22 protein-coding genes are annotated in these 22,568 nt (G+C 36.3%); 14 read left to right on the top strand and 8 right to left on the bottom strand.

The window, feature by feature from the left end:
* The first annotated feature begins 50 nt into the window (after positions 1-50).
* Both ABID46_RS00935 and lpxB read left to right on the top strand, forming a co-directional pair.
* Positions 51-2,354, top strand: a complete 2,304-nt coding sequence (locus ABID46_RS00935; protein ID WP_354505827.1) for a VPS10 domain-containing protein — start codon at positions 51-53, stop codon at positions 2,352-2,354.
* 107 nt (positions 2,355-2,461) lie between these two features.
* Entirely contained in the window at positions 2,462-3,580 is a 1,119-nt protein-coding gene (lpxB, locus tag ABID46_RS00930; protein WP_354505824.1) for a lipid-A-disaccharide synthase, read from the top strand.
* A 98-nt stretch (positions 3,581-3,678) separates the two neighbouring features.
* On the opposite strand, the gene ABID46_RS00925 is transcribed toward lpxB, so the two are convergent.
* A complete protein-coding gene (locus ABID46_RS00925) occupies positions 3,679-3,795 on the bottom strand; it encodes a winged helix-turn-helix transcriptional regulator (protein ID WP_354506388.1) in 117 nt (38 codons plus the stop codon).
* A gap of 250 nt (positions 3,796-4,045) precedes the next feature.
* Here ABID46_RS00925 and ABID46_RS00920 point away from each other — a divergent pair, with 250 nt between their 5' ends.
* The 5 genes from ABID46_RS00920 to ABID46_RS00900 all read left to right on the top strand — a co-directional run bounded on the left by ABID46_RS00920 (position 4,046) and on the right by ABID46_RS00900 (position 9,450).
* Entirely contained in the window at positions 4,046-4,228 is a 183-nt protein-coding gene (locus ABID46_RS00920) for a hypothetical protein (RefSeq protein ID WP_354505821.1), read from the top strand.
* A 52-nt stretch (positions 4,229-4,280) separates the two neighbouring features.
* A complete protein-coding gene (locus tag ABID46_RS00915) occupies positions 4,281-4,595 on the top strand; it encodes a pirin family protein (RefSeq protein WP_354505818.1) in 315 nt (104 codons plus the stop codon).
* Positions 4,596-4,904, top strand: a complete 309-nt coding sequence (locus tag ABID46_RS00910; RefSeq protein WP_354505816.1) for a pirin-like C-terminal cupin domain-containing protein — start codon at positions 4,596-4,598, stop codon at positions 4,902-4,904.
* Positions 4,905-5,058: 154 nt separating this feature from the next.
* A complete protein-coding gene (gene mqo, locus ABID46_RS00905) occupies positions 5,059-6,534 on the top strand; it encodes a malate dehydrogenase (quinone) (protein ID WP_354505813.1) in 1,476 nt (491 codons plus the stop codon).
* 138 nt (positions 6,535-6,672) lie between these two features.
* Positions 6,673-9,450, top strand: coding sequence for an outer membrane beta-barrel protein (locus tag ABID46_RS00900; RefSeq protein ID WP_354505810.1), 2,778 nt, complete (start codon positions 6,673-6,675; stop codon positions 9,448-9,450).
* On the opposite strand, the gene ABID46_RS00895 is transcribed toward ABID46_RS00900, so the two are convergent.
* Positions 9,447-10,715: a D-alanyl-D-alanine carboxypeptidase/D-alanyl-D-alanine-endopeptidase gene (locus ABID46_RS00895; RefSeq protein ID WP_354505807.1), complete on the bottom strand. Its 1,269-nt coding sequence runs from the start codon at positions 10,713-10,715 to the stop codon at positions 9,447-9,449. The two genes, ABID46_RS00900 and ABID46_RS00895, sit on opposite strands and share 4 nt — an antisense overlap.
* Positions 10,712-11,548: a mechanosensitive ion channel family protein gene (locus ABID46_RS00890; RefSeq protein ID WP_354505804.1), complete on the bottom strand. Its 837-nt coding sequence runs from the start codon at positions 11,546-11,548 to the stop codon at positions 10,712-10,714. Before ABID46_RS00890 ends, ABID46_RS00895 begins: the two co-directional genes overlap by 4 nt.
* 360 nt (positions 11,549-11,908) lie before the next feature.
* Between ABID46_RS00890 and tgt the strand changes: the two genes are divergently transcribed.
* Positions 11,909-13,039: a tRNA guanosine(34) transglycosylase Tgt gene (tgt, locus tag ABID46_RS00885; RefSeq protein ID WP_354505801.1), complete on the top strand. Its 1,131-nt coding sequence runs from the start codon at positions 11,909-11,911 to the stop codon at positions 13,037-13,039.
* Between the two features lie 18 nt (positions 13,040-13,057).
* Positions 13,058-14,152, top strand: a complete 1,095-nt coding sequence (locus ABID46_RS00880) for an LptF/LptG family permease (protein WP_354505798.1) — start codon at positions 13,058-13,060, stop codon at positions 14,150-14,152.
* 51 nt (positions 14,153-14,203) lie between these two features.
* On the opposite strand, the gene ABID46_RS00875 is transcribed toward ABID46_RS00880, so the two are convergent.
* Positions 14,204-15,481 (bottom strand): acetyl-CoA hydrolase/transferase family protein, encoded by a 1,278-nt coding sequence (locus ABID46_RS00875; protein WP_354505795.1) that lies wholly within the window; start codon positions 15,479-15,481, stop codon positions 14,204-14,206.
* A gap of 93 nt (positions 15,482-15,574) precedes the next feature.
* Between ABID46_RS00875 and thrS the strand changes: the two genes are divergently transcribed.
* From thrS to rplT, 4 genes are all read left to right on the top strand, one after another.
* Entirely contained in the window at positions 15,575-17,497 is a 1,923-nt protein-coding gene (gene thrS, locus ABID46_RS00870; RefSeq protein ID WP_354505792.1) for a threonine--tRNA ligase, read from the top strand.
* 56 nt (positions 17,498-17,553) lie between these two features.
* A complete protein-coding gene (gene infC / locus ABID46_RS00865; protein WP_354505790.1) occupies positions 17,554-18,066 on the top strand; it encodes a translation initiation factor IF-3 in 513 nt (170 codons plus the stop codon).
* A gap of 60 nt (positions 18,067-18,126) precedes the next feature.
* The gene (rpmI, locus tag ABID46_RS00860; protein ID WP_354505787.1) at positions 18,127-18,324 is read left to right on the top strand and encodes a 50S ribosomal protein L35; all 198 of its coding nucleotides are present in this window, start codon (positions 18,127-18,129) and stop codon (positions 18,322-18,324) included.
* A 90-nt stretch (positions 18,325-18,414) separates the two neighbouring features.
* The gene (gene rplT, locus ABID46_RS00855) at positions 18,415-18,759 is read left to right on the top strand and encodes a 50S ribosomal protein L20 (protein WP_182042543.1); all 345 of its coding nucleotides are present in this window, start codon (positions 18,415-18,417) and stop codon (positions 18,757-18,759) included.
* 118 nt (positions 18,760-18,877) lie between these two features.
* On the opposite strand, the gene ABID46_RS00850 is transcribed toward rplT, so the two are convergent.
* Positions 18,878-20,215 carry a TlpA family protein disulfide reductase gene (locus ABID46_RS00850; protein WP_354505783.1) on the bottom strand — a complete coding sequence of 446 codons (1,338 nt, stop codon included), beginning with the start codon at positions 20,213-20,215 and terminating at the stop codon, positions 18,878-18,880.
* A gap of 143 nt (positions 20,216-20,358) precedes the next feature.
* Between ABID46_RS00850 and ABID46_RS00845 the strand changes: the two genes are divergently transcribed.
* Positions 20,359-20,889: a hypothetical protein gene (locus tag ABID46_RS00845; RefSeq protein ID WP_354505780.1), complete on the top strand. Its 531-nt coding sequence runs from the start codon at positions 20,359-20,361 to the stop codon at positions 20,887-20,889.
* Here ABID46_RS00845 and rnhA read toward each other — a convergent pair.
* From rnhA to ABID46_RS00830, 3 genes are all read right to left on the bottom strand, one after another.
* Positions 20,886-21,368 (bottom strand): ribonuclease HI, encoded by a 483-nt coding sequence (gene rnhA / locus ABID46_RS00840; RefSeq protein ID WP_354505777.1) that lies wholly within the window; start codon positions 21,366-21,368, stop codon positions 20,886-20,888. The genes ABID46_RS00845 and rnhA overlap by 4 nt on opposite strands.
* Positions 21,369-21,377: 9 nt before the next feature.
* The gene (locus ABID46_RS00835; RefSeq protein ID WP_354505774.1) at positions 21,378-22,112 is read right to left on the bottom strand and encodes a lysophospholipid acyltransferase family protein; all 735 of its coding nucleotides are present in this window, start codon (positions 22,110-22,112) and stop codon (positions 21,378-21,380) included.
* Positions 22,113-22,211: 99 nt separating this feature from the next.
* Positions 22,212-22,568 (bottom strand): hypothetical protein, encoded by a 357-nt coding sequence (locus tag ABID46_RS00830; RefSeq protein ID WP_354505771.1) that lies wholly within the window; start codon positions 22,566-22,568, stop codon positions 22,212-22,214.

The following is a 22,568-nucleotide window of genomic DNA, read 5'->3' as shown; positions in this document are numbered from 1 at the left end:
AGATTACCAGAATCTTAGATGAATTTTGTACAAATTAAATCCAAACAAACATGAGAATTCTTTTATTTATTTTAGTGGTAGTCCTTGGCCTTTTTATTCCTAATAGTGGAAATGCCCAATTCCAATTTGAAAGTTCCAAAGAATATGGACAATTATTGGATATACGTTATTCGCCCACAACCGAAAATTTGCTTTTTGCTCGTTCGCTTACTAACCATGTCCTTCGATCCTCAGATGGAGGACAAAATTGGGAAATAATCCATTCCGTTCCTCAAGATGATTTTTTCATTCAAGTGAAAGACTTGAAAATTACCCATGATGGAAATTATTTAACGTATATCTGTACTGCAGAAGGTACAGCCATGAATAGAATTGAACTATTCAATGTTCAAACCGAGCAAGTCGAGAAAACAATTTATTCCCCAATTGGAGAAGAATCTGGAAGTTTAATTCAATCTTATTCGATTTTCAAAGAGGATTTAGATGTCATTTTCTTGCATACGACTCGTTTTATTAATTGGGGATTGGTTACCGAATTATTTTATACCCAAGATGGTGGAGAAAATTGGACATCTGTTTATTATAGCCCATCAAACAGCGATGTTGCTGTGAACAACGTGGCGATTTCTCCCTTTAATTCACAAAAATTATACATGATGAGAGGTCCATCTCCTTGGGGTATTGAAGGAGGATTGTGGATTTCAGAAGATGCTGGTCAATCATGGGAAGAAGCATTGAGCAACATCAATTTAATGCCCATAACCTTTCATGAGTCCAATCCCAATACTGTCTACCTAGGTTCTTTTTATTTGGGTTTAGATCAAACTCAAAAGTTATACAGAACTACTAATAATGGAATGTCTTGGGTTGAAATGGTGATTGACTGGACAGATTTAAGTAGCAATAGTATTCAAGATATTCTTATCAATCCAAACAATGATCAAAATATTGTGGTGTTGGAAGAGAACGAAATCGTCATTTCTCATGATGGTGGTGTTAATTGGGAATCTCATGTGTATGATGGAGAGAATTTAGAACAATATTATTATGGAGTGAATGGTTCTTTTAATCCATTTGAAGAAAATGAATTGATTATCTCGGCTAATTATTATCCGTTTATTTCCACAGATGGTGGCGTGAATCTAGCCAAATTAGAGACTCCATTTGTCAATTCAACAGGAAGGATGGGAGTTTTTGGAGGAGAAAATCAGCATCTTTATTATGGAGTTAGAGGAGGTTTCGTTCATAAGAACATGGCTACAGGAGAGGAATTGCCTATTGGACTTTCAGAGCTTGGTTTCACACCCAATACTACCATGATGGGGCCTTATGTAGATCCAAATGTTGAAGGTCGTGTATTTGTAGGGTATTCCAACTGGATGGGAAATGCTTCAATCATGATGTCCAATGACCATGGTGAAAATTCCACTTTAATCCATTCCAACAGCTATATTTTCTTGATGGCAGCAGATTCCTTCAAAGCCAATCCTAATTTGATTATGCTTTCATTTGGGGAACTCGTATACAAATTTGATGTAACGGACTTAGAAAACATTGTTCAAACCCAAATTAGTTTACCGGGATTTGACATTGTGGAAGATGTTCAATTTGGACAAAATGAAAATGAATTGATCATCGTACAAGGGAAAAAAATTTACAAGACTTTGGACAATGGAGCCAATTGGACAGAGTTATCCAATGGATTGGAAAGTTTGAACAATGAATTCATTTTTGATCTTGCTATAAATCCCAATAATCCGCAACAATGGGCCATTGGAACTTCTTTGGGAATCTTTACAACGGAGGACGCCGGGAATTCATGGATCCATTCTTTTGTGGGACAATCCTATCATAAAATCAGTTTTTCTGACGGCAACGAAGGTGTAATCATTGCTACGTCTCGTTTTGAAGACGGTTACCTTTATCCATCTGCTCATTCTCAACTGGTGTTTACGACCAATAATGGTGAAACTTGGGAGGAAATTTCAACCGATATATTTGGATTTATGCGCACCATGAACTCAGATGTTTTATTTTATGAAGATGCTGCAACCGTATATTTCTTAACACCCGATTTGGGTGTGGTTGGATATGAAGTTGATTTAGAAGTGATGTCAATTTCCGATCAAAACATCCAAGAATTCACCCTATATCCAAACCCAAGTTCAGGTCCATTTGAGGTGAAATCCAATGAAAGAATTCAACAAATTGAGATCTTTAATTTTCAAGGTCAAAAAATGAAATCACTTTTTAATGGAAATTGGAATATTTCGGAATTGCCAAAAGGAATTTACCTATTGAAAATGCAAACCGAAAAAGGAAAAATTCATTTTCAAAAACTCATCAAAAAATAAGATTTATTATTGCCCACCTAATGAATACAGGAGCTTCAGAAGAAATTTTGAAGCTCTAGTTTTTTTACGTCCCTCAAACATCTATCTTTGTTTTAAGCAAAACACAAGTGAAATATTACATCATATCAGGCGAAGCATCGGGCGATTTACACGGTTCCAACTTGATGAAAAACATCAAAATTCAAGATCCAGAAGCAGATTTTCGTTTTTGGGGTGGCGACTTGATGCAAGAACAAGGTGGCACTCTAGTCAAACATTATCGAGACCTTGCTTTTATGGGTTTTGCGGAGGTTATCATGAACTTACGTACCATTTTGGGTAATATTTCTTTTTGTAAAAAAGACATTCAAGCCTATCAGCCTGATGCGGTCATTTTGATTGATTATCCGGGTTTTAATCTTCGCGTAGCAGAATTCGTCAAAAGCCTAGGCATCAAAGTTTACTACTATATTTCTCCTCAAATTTGGGCTTGGAAAACAGGACGTGTTCACACCATCAAGAAATTTGTGGACCGTATGTTTGTCATTCTACCATTTGAAAAGGATTTCTATGCGAAATATGAGTATGAAGTAGATTTCGTGGGCCATCCTTTGTTAGATGCTATGCAAAATTTACCCGAAATCAATTCGGAAGAATTCAAAGCAAAAAATCAATTAGACAATCGCAAAATCATTGCCTTGCTTCCCGGTAGTAGAAAGCAAGAAATTCGCGTGAAATTGCCCATTATGCTTTCGGTAGTAAAAGACTATCCCGATTACCAATTCATTGTTGCGGGCGCACCTTCAATGGAAGAATCCTTTTACAAAGAAGTAGCCAATGGAACTGAAATGAACATTGTATTTGCACAAACTTATGATTTACTACGAAACTCAGAAGCGGCTTTAGTAACATCTGGAACGGCTACTTTGGAAACTGCTTTGCTCAATACACCGGAAGTAGTTTGCTACAAAGGAAGCAGAATTTCCTACGAAATTGGGAAACGTGTCGTAAAACATATTCAATATATTTCTTTGGTGAATTTGATTATGGACAAAGAAGTAGTCAAAGAATTGATCCAACAAGATTTGAATTATACCAATTTGAAAAAAGAATTGGATTTGATTCTGAATTCACCCAAACGACAAGAGATTTTATCGGATTATGCTGAATTGCGACAAAAACTAGGTGGCCCTGGAGCATCTGCTCGAACAGCAGAAATGATCGTGACCGATTTGAAAAATTCCTAATCTTCTGTTTGAAATAAATGTATTCGGTGCATTTCGCCCCAATTGACCATCGCTCGAATTACGTCTTTGGTTTTTTTACCATATTCGGCAATGGAATATTATACCATTATCGGCTTTGTATTCATCACTTCTCGATGGGTTAATTGGCTCATTTCGAGTGTTTTCTTTTCTTTGGAAAGCATTTTAACCGATATTCCTCCAATGTCCTTTTCCATTTTATTGAACGTAACGATTTCGTTTTCGCGAAGCATCAAATAATGGACAATCAAAATCTTCTATCGCCCACCCAAAACTTCAAGCGTATCTTGAATCGCCATAATATCATTGGTACAACCTAGTGGTTATGATTTCGGTTTTTTGAACATGTGACTTACTTTTTGGTTACTAGTTACCTCGAAATAACGCATGGTAAAGATATAAATAGGCGATCGTAACTTTGTATAAGAATTGGAAAAACAGGTAATTATGAACACTATAAATATAGAAAAGATTCTAACTCCAAATAACTTTTTTGGGGTTGGAGATGCCTTTTATACCACCTCTTTTATTGGAGGTGAAATTCCAAGAAGATGTATGGATTCCTTCTTTGCATTGGGTTATAATGCGGACATAGATTTCGAAGCGAAAGAAATTCCACTTGGTATATGAGCCCATCCACACAAGGGATTTGAAACAGTTACCATTGCCTATAAAGGAAAGATTGAACACAAAGATAGTCGTAAACTATGGCGTCATAGGAGAAGGTGATGTACAATGGATGACAATTTTACATCAAGAATACCATGAAGAAGAATTTCCCAAAAAAGGAGGTACATTTCAAATGGTTCAAATGTGGGTCAACCTTCCTGCCAAAGACAAAGAAACCACTCCAAAATACCAAGATTTACTACTCAATGACATGGTCAAGGTTAGAATTGACGAGAAAGGAAGTTATGTCAATGTGATTGCAGGTCAATTTCAAGGTCAAAAAGGAAAAGCTACTACTTTCTCTCCCATGCATTTATACAACGCCTAATTGAAAGTCGGAACGAAGGTTTCCTTCCCATTCCCAAATGATTTCAATACTGCAATTTTAGTGGTGGAAGGATCTGTCAAAGAAAATGCTAATCAAACTTTGGGAAAAGATAGCTTTGCCATGTTTGAAAATGGCAAAGGCGATACTTTCGAATTGGAAGCTTTGGAAGAAAACACTCTTGTGTTGGTTATGAGTGGACAACCTTTTAATGAACCAATTGGCCATTACGGACCATTTGTGATGAATACACAAGAACAATTGGTGAAAACATTTGAAGATTTCAATGCCGGTAAGTTTGGGAAATTATAATAGAAATTGGATAAATTATTGAACGTTGGGTTTTTAAGAATCCAACGTTTTTTTGAGGGTTCTTTTTATGTTAAATCTATGCCAAACTTTACCCTAAAACCAAGATTAAATATAGACAGGTCGTAAATTTGCACCCAAATATTTTCGTTCAAAAATGGAACATAAACCTACTGAATTTGTGCTAATTGGCGCTGGGATTATGAGCGCGACTTTGGCCATTCTCTTGAAAGAATTAAATCCTACTTGTAACATTACTCTTTTTGAAAAACTTGACGTCGTTTCGGGCGAAAGTTCAGATGCCTTAAACAATGCGGGAACAGGACATTCGGGTTATTGCGAATTAAATTATACACCCGAAAAAAAGGATGGAAGCATCGACGTGAAAAAAGCCATTCAAGTGGCTAAATCCTTTCAATTATCCAAAGAATTTTGGGCTCACTTAGTCGAAACGGGTCATCTCAAAAATCCGAAAGATTTCATTCGACAAACTCCTCATTTAAGTTTCGTTTGGGGTGAGGAAGATGTAGAATTCTTGCGCAAACGTTATGCAGAATTGATCAAAAATCCATTGTTTCAGGAGATGAATTATTCCGAAGATTTTGAAACCTTGAAATCTTGGATGCCTTTGGTGATGGAAGGTAGAGGCACATCTCAATTAGTTGCAGCAACGAAAATGGATGAAGGAACAGATGTGAATTTTGGGTCCTTGACAAGATCAATTGTCGCAGACTTGTTCATCCAAAAAGACATTACGCTCAAAGTAGCCCACGAAGTTAAAAACTTAAAAAAGTTGGAAAATGGTCGCTGGGAAGTCAAAGTGAAAAATTTGGCGACTTCTAAAAAACTAAAGGTTGAAGCAGATTTTGTGTTCATTGGCGCAGGAGGAGGATCTTTGTGGTTGTTGGAAAAATCGGAAATTGAAGAAGCGGAAGGTTTTGGAGGTTTCCCAGTAAGTGGTGAATGGCTGATTTGTAAAAATCCAGAAATTATTGAGCAGCACTATGTGAAAGTTTATGGCAAAGCAAAAGTTGGAGCTCCTCCAATGTCAGTTCCACATTTGGATTCGCGTGTGATTGATGGAAAAAACCAATTGCTATTTGGTCCATTTGCTGGATTCTCAACAAAATTTTTGAAAAATGGTTCCTATTGGGATTTACCAAAATCCATCGAATGGTCCAATATCAAGCCCATGCTAGCAGCAGGATTGAAGAATTTACCTTTGACGAAATATTTAATTGAACAAGTAAGTCAGTCGTCTGATGAAAAATTGGACGCATTGCGTGAATATTATCCCAATGCCGATGGAAAAGATTGGGTGGAAGCCATAGCGGGTCAACGTGTTCAGGTCATTAAAAAAGACGAAAAAGAAGGAGGGATTCTTCAATTTGGAACCGAAATCGTCCATTCCAAAGATGGAACAATTGCTGCCTTATTGGGCGCTTCACCTGGGGCATCAACTTCAGTTCAAATCATGTTGGATGTAATTGAGAAATGCTTTCCCGATAAGTTGAAAGAATGGGAACCCAAAATCAGAGAGATGATTCCATCCTATAACTTACCTGAATCCGAATCGGAAAAATGGAAAGAAAACCAAAAGAAATCCAATCAAATCTTGAAATTAAACGATTAAATAGACCGAAGCCTTGAATTTCAAGGCTTTTTTTGTGAAAAATTGTAATTAAACTGGAAAAATGAAGCAGTTTAACCTTTCATTAACCGCCTCATTCCTAGAAAAAATTTTATACTTGCATGATTTTTAACGATAAACATGAAAAACCTACTCCTTACTCTATTCGCTATTCTCTTCATGCAACAACTATCGGCACAAAATGTATCCATTTCTGGAAAAGCAATTGACGATATTTTGTTAACGCCAGTTGAGGAAGCTACCGTTTATCTTTCTTTGAAAAAAGATTCTTCGGTGGTGAATTATACTATTACCGATAAAGAAGGAAATTTCAATTTGAATTTAAAACCGATTAACGAACCTGTTTTCTTTCGAATTACAGATGATGCAATTGGGGAATACTATACCGAAATGGAATCGCTGAAGGAAAATATCCAATTAGGTGAAGTAAAAATCGGGATGACCATTGGTTTAAATGAAGCGGTGATTACCGGCGCTCCACCCATACGAATCAAATCAGATACCTTGGAATTTAATGCTTCTTCTTTTAAAGTTCGTCCAGATGCCAATGTTGAAGAACTTTTGAAACAATTGCCTGGGGTTGAAATCGATGAAGAAGGGAAAATCACGGTGAACGGAAAGGAAGTAAATCAAATTTTAGTCAATGGAAAACCATTCTTTGACAAAGATGGGAAAATTGCCTTGCAAAATTTACCAGCCGACATCATCAACAAAGTTCAGGTTTCAGATACCAAAACCAAAAAAGAAGAAATTTCAGGTCAAAAAGCTTCCGGAAACAATGCAAGTATCAATTTGACGATTGACGAAAATAAAAACAAAGGATTTATGCTCAAAGCTTTGGCTGGATACGGAACCGATGAGCGATATGAGTCGAGTATGATGTTGAATTATTTCAAAGGAAATCAACGAATCAGTATTTTGGGGTCGTCCAATAACATCAATTCTACGGGATTTTCCATGAACGAAATATTTGATAATATGGGTGGGGGTCGTAACAATAGTTATTGGTCAAGTGGCGATGGTTCATTTGGTATGAATGGAATGCGATTTGGTGGCGGTTCAGGAATCACACAATCTCATTTAGGAGGAATTAGCTATTCCGACACTTGGGCAAAAGACATTGAGTTCAATGGAAATTATTTCTATACCCAATCTGACTCGAAAAACAATAATTTCACAAGACAGGAAAATTTTACACCCAATAACATTTATACATCGGAATCGACTTCCAAAACAAGAAATCAATCATTTAACCACAACATCAATACCAGTATAGAAGTGAAAATTGATTCGACTTCGAGCATTTGGTTTGAACCGAAATATTCCTACAACAAATCAAAATCGAGCAATACGTTTTTGAAACAAACATGGAATGAAGTTGATGAATTGGCCAATGAGAATTTAGGTGAAACCAATCGTGAATCTTTGACTCAAGATTTTTCCAATAGTTTGAACTATTACAAAACTTTCCGCAACAAAATGGAATTTAGTTTGGACTATAGTTCGTCAAGTGCGAGAAATAGATCAGATGAAACCAATCGTTCACAAACTTATTTCTACCAAAATGATCAGGCAGACGACATCAGAAATCAGTTGACTCAAAATAGAAAAAAACAAGATAAGCACAATATAGAGTCAGAATTTGGTTTTAAGGTGATGGACTCTACAAAATTATATGTGGGTGCTGAATTGGAATTCAAAAATGATCGTGACGATCAATTTACCTATGATTTTGACGATTTGAATCAAACCTATACCGATGAAAATGAGTTTTTATCGATGCAAGTATCGTCGGAATTTCAAAAATTCAATCCATATTTAGCATATCGAGTAACAAAAGATAAATTGTTTATTTCTTTTAATGCGGGTACACAATTCTTAACACAACGCAATTATGGAAATTATTTAGCAAATAAATATTATGTAAAACAAAATTATATTTCTCCATCTGCTAATTTTAATCTTAATTATGAATTTAGAAACCAACTCAAATTCTATTTCAATTATAATTATGAAGTAGGTTTTGCCTCTGCTCAACAAATATTACCAATTGAAAATTTATCCAATCCCTTGAACACAATAGTTGGTAACCCTGATTTGAATCCAAATATTTCTCATAGTCTTTATGCAGGTTTTAACAAATTCAACATGCAATCCAGATCTGGTTTCAATTTTTACGCAGGAGGTACTTACAATAGCAGAATTATCGTAAATTATAGAGAAATCGACGAGAATTTTGCTTCCACCACTACTTACAAAAATGTCAATGATACTTATTATATGTGGGCAGGATTCAATTTCAATAAATCTTTTTCCAAAGATTCGCACAAATTTAGATACAGCATAGGATTGAACACTAATCATTCCTTGAACAAAGGTTTTGTAGATGGTCAATTGTATGAAGCAAGAAATTATTCCTTAGGACCTCGCGTGAATTTTAATTGGGATTTTGGAACGTATCTAACCATCAATCCAAGTTATAATTTGCGTTATCAAATCACGCAATATGAAAATTACCGTTTGGACGAAACCTCCAATTTTGTGCATAATTTCAAATTAATGACCACCAATTATTGGCCGAAAAATTTTGTTTTTGGAAACGATTTTACCTATACCTATAACTCCAATATTGCTGACGGTTTCAAGAAAGATTTCTTCTTGTGGAATTCAAGTTTGGCTTATAACTTCTGGAAAGATCAACTGACTTTCAAAATAAAAGTCTACGATATCTTGAACCAAAATACAGGAGATAGAAGAACGATTACCGATACTTCAATCACCGATGTGCAAAACGACGTATTGAAGCGTTATGTGATGTTCTCCCTTGGATTTAAGTTGGACAAATTTGGTGGAGGTGGAGGAAAACGTAGAGGTGGAGGATCCTTTATGTTTCACTAATAATTGTCTCGAATGAATTCCAATAACTTTTGAGTTTCTTGACGAACTTGCCAATTTTCTTTCAAATAATGATTGTTCATAACAGAAAATATCAAGGTTTTACCAGAATTGGTCACCAAATAACCACTTAAACAATAATTATTGCTCAAGGTTCCCGATTTTGCATAAACATAGGGACGTTTTCCACCATAATTACCTTTCAATGTTCCGGTACGTCCGCCTACAGCAAAAATGTTGAACAAACGCTCTTGAGGAAATTCTTGGTACATTTTATCCAATACATATACCATGGTTTGAGGGGAAAATAAATTATAACGTGACAATCCAGAACCATCTACCCAAACAGGCTTATGGGGCATTCCTTTTAAATGCCTAGATTCCATATGTTGGATCGCTTTTTCGGTACTCATTCCGCCGCCAACTTTGGCGGAAACCATCAACAATATTTGTTCTGCGAGAAAATTATCACTCGCTTCCATCATGCGTTTGTAAACCAAATCAGATGGTAAACTAAACAAGGTTTTGGCCGATTTGGACAAATCTTTATCGGTCAATTCTACTTCTTTTTTGGTTGCATCTGCAAGCATTTGTCTGATCAATTCATTTTTCACGACAAAAGGCACACGAGCTGAATTTCCATTGCGAGAACCTAAATAAAATTTATTGTCAAAAAAGTCGCGGCTAAACAAACTTTCTTGGTATTCGACCGAATCAGCCAAAGTCGCTGGAAATGCAGTTGGACCAGATTTTCCACGTTTGATGGTTGCCATATTTCCATACATGGGCAATTCGCTTCTTTCGGCTGAATAGTATTTCTCATAATCTTCCCATGACCAACCCAATCCCATTCGTGGACCTTCAAATTTCCCCCATCGCAAAACGATTTTTCCAGGTTCATTTTTTAAAAAATCAACGACTTTGTTGACCGATTTGAATTCAGGATGTAAAAAAGTAGGATCTCCCAAACCTTCGATATAAATGTCCCCATTTTTTCGTTCATAGCGCAAAGCAGGAATAGAATCTCCTAAAGTTTTTAGGGCACTATATAAAGTTAAAATTTTGATGTTGGAGGCAGGGGTAAAAGACTTTTCACCGTTATAATCTTCCAATACCTGTTTGGTCGAAGGATCGTATAAATAAAAACCCGTGAACTGGGTTTTGTAAAAATCAGATTCCAGATGTCTACGAACCCATTCGGTGTGATTTTGGGCAAATAGATTTAGTGTAACAAAACTAAATAAGAGAAATAATTTGATACGCATCATTTTGTAAAATCATCATTTGGTTGTACGATTCGCATTTCTGTTTGAGGAAAAGGAATTGAAATTCCATTATCATCCAAAATCATTTTGGTTTTTTTATACAATTTAAAATAAGCGTCCCAGTAATCTTCTCTTTTTGTAAACGCCCTAACGGCAAGATTGATGCTACTATCTCCGAATTCTAATACCTCAACAGTAACGGGTTGTTCCTTTAAAACCAAAGGTTCATTTTCCAACATTTCTTTGAGAACCTTTTGCGCCTTTTCTAAATCATCACTGTAGGAGATTCCAATTTTTATATCCAACCTACGATTCGGTTTGATGGAATAATTCATCACAGGATTGTTTAATAAGCTTGAATTTGGCAAAATAACCACTTGTTGATTTACTGTTGTAATGGTTGTATACAAAATACTAATGGCTTCTATTGTCCCTCCATGACCCAATGCCTCAATATAATCACCAACTTTAAAAGGTTTGAACAAAATAATTAGCAATCCACCAGCGAAATTGGATAAACTTCCTTGAAGCGATAAACCAACACCTGCTGCTAAACCCGCCATAATGGCCGCAAATGAGGTAATTTGTACGCCGACTGTATTGATTGCCGTTAAAATGACTAAGAGTTTAAAAATAACGTCGATTATTGGAATGATGAATTCTCGAATAGATGGTTCCACATCTCGAGCAATCATACGTCTTCGAATAATTCCTTTGATTTTTGAACCAATCCAAAATCCAGCAATAATGATAACAAGGGCAAGCCCCATTTTAATTCCAACACGAATCAATTCTTCAATTAACCACTGAAATTTTCCGACACTTAATTCTTCCATTTTTTAAAATTTATCAAAAATAAAGTTTCTCCATTCAATTCTTCCACTAAGTCCTTCAATTTTAAGAAAACCTAAACAGTTTTTCCTCATTCTGGGGTGTTGAATGATAAAGTTTTCTAAAAACATACCTATTTCTAGTTATAAAATTTGAACGTTTATAACGTAAATTTGAAATGCTAATTACATATGCATTTCAGCCCCTAATTTGAAAAGTATATGTGTCTATTGAAAGAAACTAGCCGTAAAATGAATTAGTTTAACAAAAAAGGTTAGGGTCGGCATTTCGTTCTGAAATGCCGATTTCTTTTTCCATCCTTCTATTTAGAAGTTCTAATCATTAAGTTATTTATCTTTGCATCGATGAAATTTGAAATTCAGGGAAAAGACCCCAACTCAAAAGCACGTGCAGGAATTATCACAACAGATCATGGTGAAATTCAGACACCCATTTTTATGCCTGTAGGAACAGTCGCTTCGGTGAAATCTGTTCATCAACGTGAATTAAAAGAAGATATCAAAGCCCAAATTATCTTGGGAAACACCTATCATTTGTACTTACGCCCCGGGACGGACATTCTCCATCAGGCTGGTGGATTGCATAAATTCATGAATTGGGATCGACCAATTTTAACTGATAGTGGCGGTTTTCAAGTGTATTCCTTGGCGACAAGTCGTAAAAAATCCGAAGAAGGAGTTCGTTTCAAATCACATATTGACGGATCCTACCATATGTTTACACCTGAAAAATCCATGGAAATTCAGCGTTATATTGGGGCCGATATTTTCATGGCTTTCGATGAATTAACGGGGATTCCAGCTGAATACCATGATGCCAAACGCGCCATGCATGTAACCCATCGTTGGTTAGAAAGATGTAGAACTTGGTTAAATGAAAATCCTGAGTTGTACGGATACAAACAAACACTTTATCCGATTGTGCAAGGAAATTCTTTCCATGATTTGCGTAAAGAATCGGCTCAATACATCACTGATTTCAATGCCGATGGTAATGCGATTGGTGGATTGAGTGTTGGGGAACCAGAAGATGTTATGTACGAAATTACCGATTTGGTAACCGATATATTGCCTCAAGAAAAACCTCGCTATTTGATGGGGGTTGGTACGCCATGGAACATATTGGAATGTATCGGACTTGGGGTTGATCAATTTGATTGTGTGATGCCTACCCGAAACGCACGAAATGGAATGCTTTTCACGTGGAATGGTGTAATGAATATGAAAAATGCCAAATGGAAAGATGATTTTTCTCCTTTGGATGAATTGGGAACAAGTTTTGTCGACCAAGAATATTCCAAAGCTTATGTACGTCATTTGTTTATTTCGGAAGAATATTTAGGAAAGCAAATTGCTTCCGTTCATAATTTGGCCTTTTATTTGGATTTGGTTCAAACCGCCAGAAAACATATTTTAGAAGGAGATTTTAACGAATGGAAAAATCAAGTAGTTCCAAGATTGAGACAACGACTTTAATAAATTAAGATTGAGCAGTTGAAAATATTTGATAAATATATCGTCAAGAACTTTGTGAGCACCTTCTTCTTCATGGTCATCATCTTGTCGACGATTGCGGTAATCATCGATTTGAGTCAGAAACTAGGAAGAATTGAAGACAATGGTTCAACGCCATTTGCTGCATTAACACAGTTTTATCCATTTTGGGCGGTATGGTTGGTCAATACCTTTTTGCCAGTTGCTGTTTTTATTTCCGTGATTTATTTTACGTCTCGCTTGACCATGCAAACCGAAATTGTTGCGGCTCAAGCGGGAGGAATTAGTTTTTATCGAATCACGAAACCTTATATTTGGGTAGCGTCTGTCATTGCGATTGTAGCATTATTTGTCAATAATTTTGCACTTCCTTGGGCCAATATCAAGAAAAATAAATACCAGTACGAGTATCTTTTAAGTTCCTCCAAAAAAGGTCAATACTACGAACGGCAGAAAATATCCTCGCAAATTTCGGGTGATGAATATATTTTCGCTGAAAATTATGACCGTGTAGAAAAACGAGGAACTAGTTTTGTTTTTCAACGTTTTGAAAAGGAAGAGTTGGTCGAACATATTTCGGCTTCCTCTTTTAATTGGGATTCCAAAGATTCCATGTATGTGTTACGAAATGTTTTCGTTCGAAATGTAACTTCCGATATCCAAGATAGTTTGGGATATGAAATTACCCTGAAGCGAAAATTCAGTGCTACTCCAGATGAAATTCTCCCCGAAGGATATGTAGCCGAAACGATGAATTCCATCGAATTAAATGACTTCATCCAAAAGCAAAAGTTCAAAGGTTCTGCGAGTGTCAATGCGTACATGAATGAATTGCAACAACGTAATAGCTCACCATTTTCAACCTTTATTTTGACCTTGTTAGCCTTATCCTTGTCCTCGCAAAAGAGAAGAGGTGGAATTGGGTTAAACCTTGCGCTGGGAATTATATTAGCATTCGTTTACATCTTTTTCAATCAGATATCTCTTACCTATTCCACACAAGGATATGTTTCGCCTTTTGTGGCAGCTTGGGGACCGAATGTCTTATTTGGATTGTTGACTGCTTATTTCTATATCAAACGAGCTAGAGCCTAAAAAAAATAGCCCGAATTTCTTCGAGCTATTGATACCATTGTAAATTATTAATTATTTGAAACGCTCAAAATGCGCTTTTTCCAATTCTTCTCTGTGGTCTGGATGTGCGATGCTGATCAATAGTTTGGAGCGTTGCTCTAAATTTTTCCCATATAAATTCACAATTCCATATTCGGTCACAATGTAATGCGCATGTCCACGAGTGGTTACAACGCCAGCCCCTTGTTTCAACATTGGCGTAATTCTAGAAACGCCTTTATTGGTGACAGATGGAATTGCTATAATCGGTTTTCCTCCTTCAGATAAGGCTGCTCCACGCATAAAGTCCATTTGACCTCCAATTCCTGAAAACTGATAGGTTCCAATTGAATCTGCACAGATTTGTCCAGTAAGATCAACTTCAATCGCACTATTAATAGCGACAACTTTTGGATTTTGACGGATGATTGTTGCATCGTTCGCATAGGAAACATTCATGAAAGACAAACTTGGATTGTTATCTACGAAATCATAAACTTTTCGGCTACCTGCCACAAACGATGTTACCGTTTTTCCTGTTAATATTTTCTTCTTTTCGTTGTTAATGATTCCTTTTTCTACCAAATCAACCAATCCATCTGAAAACATTTCGGTATGAACACCTAAATCTTTATGGTTGTGCAAACAATTTAAAACGGCATCGGGAATCGCTCCAATTCCGGCTTGTAATGTTGAACCGTCTTCAATTAAACTGGCAACATTTTCCCCAATTTTTAATATCGTTTCGTTCGTTTTCTCTCCATAAAAAATCTCGGGTAATTCCGTTTCATGGAATACCATTGCTGCGAATTTTGAATGGTGAATGGAAGAATCACCTAAAGTTCTAGGCATTCTTGGGTTAATTTGAGCAATCACTTTTTTGGCATGACGAACTGCTGTCCAAGCTGCATCAACCGAAGTTCCCAAACTACAATATCCGTGTTGATCGGGTGGTGATACTTGAACAATTGCTACGTCCAATGGCAAATACCCATTGGTAAATAACAAAGGAATTTCGCTTAAGAAAATAGGAATGTATCTTCCACTTGAGCTATTGGCCCATTCGCGTACATTGGCCGAAACAAACAAAGAGTTTAGATAAAAACTATCGGTTACTCCAGGCTGTTTCCAGTCAATATCTCCAAAGGTACTGATGGAAACAAGTTCAACATCTTTCACTTCTCCTGCGCGTCTCAACAAGGCATTCAATACATGCAGGGGTGTTGCTGCACTACCATGAACGAAAACGCGATTTCCACTCTCAATGATTTTTACAGCTTCTTCAGCTGAAATATAGATTGAATTTTCCATATGGCTCCAAAAATAAAAAGACTTATTTAGTTCATCAAATTAAATGATGATTATCACCAAAAATTGTAAATTTGCACCCTAAATTCAATAAAAATGATCAACATTACACTTCCTGACGGGAGCATCAGACAATACGAGAGTGGCATAACGCCTATGGGTATTGCTTTGAGCATTAGCGAAGGACTAGCGAGAAATGTGCTGTCCGCATTGGTAAACGGTAATCAAGTTGAAACAACGACCGAGATCACCACCGACGCTACCGTACAGCTTTTAACGTGGAATGATGAAATGGGGAAGAAAGCTTTTTGGCACTCTTCTGCTCACTTATTGGCGCAAGCTATTTTGGCTTATTATCCCAATGCAAAATTGACCATTGGACCTGCTATTGAAAACGGATTTTACTATGATGTAGATTTCGAAGGTGAAGCTTTTACCGACAAAGATTTCGAGAAAATCGAAAAGAAAATGTTGGAAAATGCTCAGAAAAAATCTGAATTCAAATTATACCCAGTTTCCAAAGCAGATGCGTTAAAAGAATATGCTGACAATGAATTCAAATTGGAATTGATTGAAAATTTGGAAGATGGTCAAATTACTTTCTGTTCGCATGATGATTTTACCGATTTATGTCGTGGAGGTCATTTGCCTCATACCGGATTTGTAAAAGCTGCGAAAATTTTAAATGCAGCAGGTGCTTATTGGAGAGGTGATGAGAAGAACAAACAATTGGTGAGAGTCTATGGAATTACTTTCCCAAAACAAAAAGATCTTACCGAATATTTAGAACTTTTAGAGGAAGCCAAAAAACGTGATCACCGTAAACTAGGAAAGGAATTGGGAATCTTTGCTTTTTCTGAAAAAGTTGGTCAAGGTTTGCCTTTGTGGTTGCCAAAAGGAGCCGCATTGCGTAAGAAATTGGAAAACTTTTTAAGCAAAGCTCAGCAACAAGCTGGATACGAAATGGTGATTACACCACATATTGGACACAAAGATTTATACATCACGTCTGGTCACTATCAAAAATACGGTGCCGATAGTTTCCAACCGATTCATACACCAAACGAGGGAGAGGAATTCTTGTTGAAACCCATGAACTGTCCTCACCACTGTGAAATTTACAAAACTTCCCAATGGTCGTATCGTGATTTACCAAAACGCTACGCGGAATTTGGAACTGTGTATCGTTACGAGCAAAGTGGAGAATTGCATGGATTGACTCGTGTGCGTGGATTTACGCAAGATGATGCGCATATCTTCTGTACGCCAGATCAATTGTTGGAGGAATTCAAAAAAGTAATTGATTTAGTGATGTTGGTTTTCAATACTTTAGGGTTTGATAATTTCGTGGCGCAAGTTTCGCTTCGTGATCCAGAAAACACAGAAAAATATATCGGATCGGACGAGAATTGGGAAAAAGCGGAATCTGCAATTATCAAAGCTGCTGAAGAAAAAGGATTGCCAACAGTTGTCGAATATGGTGAAGCTGCATTTTATGGGCCGAAATTGGACTTCATGGTGAAAGATGCTTTGGGAAGAAAATGGCAATTGGGTACGATCCAAGTTGACTATAACTTACCAGAACGTTTTGAGTTGAGTTACATTGGAGCTGACAATCAAGCGCATACACCTGTAATGATTCACCGAGCACCATTTGGATCGATGGAAAGATTCGTAGCGATTTTGTTGGAACATACAGGCGGAAACTTCCCATTGTGGCTGACTCCAGATGTGTTTACTATCCTGCCAATCAGTGAGAAATATCAAGAATATGGCGAAAAAGTTTCAAAATTCTTAGAAAATCACGATATTCGCGGGCTAATTGACAATCGCAACGAAAAGACTGGCAAGAAGATACGAGATGCTGAGTTGAAAAAAATCCCTTATATGCTGATTGTAGGCGAGAAAGAAGCCGAAAATGGATCAGTTTCTGTGCGTAAACACGGAGAAGGCGATTTGGGTGAAATGAGTCTTGAGTCGTTCAAAGATTTGATATTAAAAGAAATTGAGATTAATTAAAAACATACATAACTATCGCAATTAGAAGAAAAGGTGGTGGACGCGGTCCAGCACGTGTGATCAAAGAAGATCAACATAAGATTAACGATAAAATCACTGTCCCAGAAGTTAGGGTCGTAGGTGAAGGAATTGAGCCAGGAGTTTATCCGACCAAGAAAGCCTTGGAAATGGCTCAGGAGCAAGGTTTGGACTTGGTGATGATTACCGAGAGAGCCGTGCCTCCTGTATGTCGTATTGTGGATTATAAAAAATTCTTGTACGAACAAAAGAAAAAAGACAAGGAACTTAAAGCAAAACAGCAGAAAGTTGTGATCAAAGAAATTCGTTTCGGTCCTCAAACAGATGATCATGATTACGAATTCAAAAAGAAACACGCTCGAAGCTTTTTGGAAGAAGGTTCCAAACTGAAAGCATATGTTTTCTTCAAAGGAAGATCGATCATTTTTAAAGATCAAGGTGAGATTCTTTTGTTGAAATTGGCTCAAGAATTAGAAGACGTCGGAAAGGTTGAACAACTTCCTAAATTAGAAGGAAAGCGTATGATTATGATGATGGCTCCCAAAAAATAATACGAATTTCGAAACTCGAATTTCGCAAAAAAGACAAACGTTTTATAAAACCATACAGTTATGCCAAAATTAAAAACGAATTCAAGTGCTAAGAAGCGTTTTAAACTTACTGGAACAGGTAAGATTAAAAGAAAACACGCTTACAAAAGCCACATCCTTACAAAAAAGGAAACAAAACAAAAACGTAACTTGACTCATTCAACTTTAGTTGATAAAGCAGATGAGCCAAACGTAAAATTCATGTTGAGAATGAAATAATTCTCAGGTTTATTAATTCAAATTATTAACCCTGTGTCGGAGCTTATCAAGTGATAGAAATATCCGCCCGCCGCAAAAAAATTAAAAATTATGCCAAGATCAGTAAATTCAGTAGCGTCTAGAGCGCGCAGAAAAAAGTTGATGAAGTTAGCCAAAGGTTACTTCGGACGCAGAAAAAATGTATGGACTGTAGCGAAAAATGCAGTTGAAAAAGGTTTAGTATACGCATACCGTGACCGTCGTCAGAAAAAGAGAAACTTCCGTGCTTTATGGATTCAAAGAATCAACGCGGGAGCTAGACTTCATGGAATGTCTTATTCACAATTTATGGGTGCTGCCAAAAAAGCTGGAATCGAATTGAACCGTAAAGTTCTTGCAGATTTAGCTATGAATCATCCAGAGGCTTTCAAAGCAATTGTTGAAAAAGTAAAATAAATTTAACTCACATAAAACGTTTGTAAATCCCGCAATTTGCGGGATTTTTTATTTCCTAAATCCAAAAAAAAATCCTGCTTAAACTCAACAGGATTTGTATGTATGTTTGATTTATCTCTTAGAGATTTGCATCGATCAAGGTTCTAATTTCTGGATCAGAAGGTCTTGGAGCGTCAGAATCGAGTATATTTCCATTTTGATCGATTAAAATAAAACGTGGAATTCCATCTATGGCATAAGATTGAACGAATTCGGATTTCCAATCATTATCGGCAAATAATTGAATCCCCTTCAAGTCTTTTTCCTTCACCATATTTTGCCATTTTTCAAAATCTCTCTTAACATCAATGGAAATACTCACAACTTGCACAGGTTTTCCATGGTAATCGGCTTCCAATTGTTTCAAAGAAGGGATTTCTCTAATGCATGGCCCGCACCAAGTTGCCCAAACATCTACATATACCAATTTCCCTTTTAAATCTTCCAATTTAACTTGTTTTCCGTTAATATCGGTATAATCAAATGTCGGAGAGGGTTTGCCTGGCAAAATGGCTTGGATGGTGTTGTATTTATCTTGTGCTTTTTTCACCAAATCTTGATCTTGGCTATGTTTCACAATTAGATCTTGAATCGCTTTTGAATCGGGATTGGTGCTACTGATTTGGTAGATCATTCCTTTTAAAAAGGCATCTTTGATTTTTTGAGATTGAATTTTACCAATTAGAGTCTCTTTACCTTCTGAATGAGGAACGCCTTCAATCAATTCAGATAATCGCATCAACACTAAATCTTTGTAGTTAGGGATGTTGATAAAGTCTTTTTCATTTTCAAAATCGTAAGTTTCAAATTCTTCTGTGAAATCTGATGGTAGATTAACCGGTTGACCTGCAAAATATTGATAAGCTTCTGGATATTGAATCAATGCGCTCAAATATCTAGCTTCGTTGTTTTTCTTCTGATATTCCTTGAAAATAGCGGACGATTGAGATTGATCTAATAATTGATTGGAAGCATCACGCAATTCCTTTAGTTTTTGCTTGAATGCAACGGGATCCATACTAAAGAATGCTTTAGGATCTTGCATTGCTTGTTCTTCTGCTAAATAATCAGCTGCCAAATAATTGTTTTCAGCTGCCGAATTTCCAGCATATTTTACACTTTCGTCGAATTGTTCTCCATTAACTGTTACATGCAAACTATCGGACGGATGAAGGAAAATTTGTGTACTTTCATTTCCCATTTTCAACGTTAAATAAGATGCATCTTCTAAATTTAAAGTATCTGAAAACGCATTGTTGGTTACAGCAATCGCTTTTCTATAATTGTCCTTGATAAGATAAATACTATCGGTTTGGATGTTTTCCAACTTTCCAGCAATTCGTGTAAATTCCTTCTCTTTTTGTGTACAAGAAACTATGCTCGTTATGATAATAATGGACAGAATTATATTTTTCATGAATGATTTGTTTAAGATTCAAACCTACGGCATTTTGAGAAAGCAAAAAAGCTTGTTTTGTTAAATTCAACTAACCATAATTTCTGAAATTATTTTCAAAACCGAAACATTGTTTTTGGTATATTTGGTAGAAACCAATTGACATGAAAATTTTCCTAACCTTAAGTCTAATTTTCGTTATTTTTTCCTGCACGATTAAAGATGACAAAGAAATTCAAGGCCCTGTTGTGATGAGCAATGAAGGAGCTGTAGAACACATTGATAGGCCTTATCACTGCTATATTTACGCTAAGAATAAAGATACAATCCGCTTACAAATTCGTGAAATTGATAAGAAGATTCAAGGATGGATGGTCTATGGTTTTTATGAAAAAGATGGAGCTTTTGGAGAAGTGGATGGAGAACAGATTGGGGATACTTTGAAATTAACCTATGAATTTCTTGCAGAAGGTGTGGTTTCAAAAATGGAAAAACATTTTCTAAAGGATAAAACGGTGTTGTCTTTGGGAGATGGCGATATGTCTATGAGTGAAGATTCTGTTTTTAGCTATACGAATCCTTCCGAATTGAATTTTCAAGACGAAACAGCTTTGGTTGAAATGAAATCTTGTCCAGAGAATTTTATTTCGGAAGACGCAAAATCCTTTTTTGTGAAATTTAAAGCAGAAAACTAAAACATTCCTTCTTCTTGTTCTTGTTGTTTTTCAAAAAAGGAATCAATTAGTAAATCCTTGGAATTGGCTGCGGCAACGGCTAATTCATCTGCACGTTCGTTAAATTCATTTCCAGCATGACCTTTTACCCATTGAAAAGAAACATGGTGTTTGCGATACAAAATCAAGAATCGACGCCATAAATCTTCATTTTTCTTGCCTTTAAAACCCTTTTTCTCCCAACCCATAACCCATTTTTTTTCGACCGAATCACACACATATTTGGAATCTGTGTAAATGGTAATGGTTGTTTTTGGGTTTTTTAATTTCTCCAATGCCACTATAACGGCCAATAATTCCATTCGATTATTGGTGGTAAGTCGATAACCTTGAGAGAATTCTTTTTTGATTTTTAATTCCGTTTCCAACAAAATTGTGGCATAGCCTCCAGGACCCGGATTTCCCAATGAAGAACCGTCGGTATATGCTATAATTGCCATAAGTTGAAATTAAGAGTGAATGAGATCTTGGTAAATGTTTTGATAAATGGACTCTTTCAAAGAATCTTTATCGCGCAAAGATAAATCTTCCGTAGGAATTATGTTCAGTAATTTTACTTCAACTCTTCCTGGATAACCGCCATCAAAAGACCAAGGGAACATTTCTTTCAAGCCTTTTATTGAGTAGACGACAATCGGAACTTTGGAAGCGATAGCGATGGAAATGGCTCCATCTTTAAAATGATCCAATACAATGTTTTGGTCATCAGGAATTCCTCCTTCTGGAAAAATAACAATGCTATTTCCCAATGCTATTTTTTGTTTCGCCAAACGAAATACTCTGGATTTGCTTCTGGAATCATTTCGATCTACCGATATACAGATTTTTCGATAAATAGTTCCAAATAATGGAATTTTTTCCAATTCAGCTTTTCCAACAAAAACTATCGGATGATGAGGATGGATGATGGCCATCACCAAAACATCTATTAACGAGGTATGATTGGAAATAAATATATACGGATGATTTGTATCTAATTTTTGATCTGGATGAAATTTTAATCGAAATCCAGCACCATAAAAACTTAAAATTGACCAAAGGCGAATTCCTTTATAAGCCAAAGGAAAAGTTTTATTGGAAAGTGCGAGTGGGAAAGTCCAAAAAACACCGATGATAATGACCAATAGGGAAGTGAGTAGGTAAAACCAGATCTTCCACAAATAGGTTAAATACTTTGTTAGCATTTTCATAAGAGCCAAAAATACTAAAATCTATCGTGAAATTGGGACATAAAAAAAGCCCTGAGATTCTCAGGGCTTAAGTTATATAAAGGATGCTTTAAATTATTTAGCAACTTCTTCTTTAACTTCGTTTGCAGCAGCTTCAGTAGCTTGAGCAGCATCAACTGTAGCGTCAGCAGCAGCTTCAACAGCAGTGTTAGCTCCGTCAACAACAGCTTCTCCAGCAGCATCAGCAGTAGCTTCAGCAGCTTCTACAGTAGCTTCAGCAGCTTCAGTTGTAGCGTCAGCAGCAGCTTCTACAGCTTCTTCAGCAGCTGGTTTTTGCTCACATGATACGTTAGCGAAAGATAAAGCAACAACTGCTAATAAAGCGAATCCTTTTACAAATACATTTTTCATAACTAATAATTTTTTAATGGTTTTTATTTGTTCCAAAAGTACATTAGCTTTGTGTCTCAT

The sequence above is a fragment of the Moheibacter stercoris genome, assembly GCF_040545805.1.
GTDB classification, from domain to species: Bacteria; Bacteroidota; Bacteroidia; order Flavobacteriales; family Weeksellaceae; genus Moheibacter; species Moheibacter stercoris.
The sequence above is the reverse complement of the archived record's forward strand: the minus strand, read 5'-3'. Positions and strand labels throughout refer to the sequence as shown.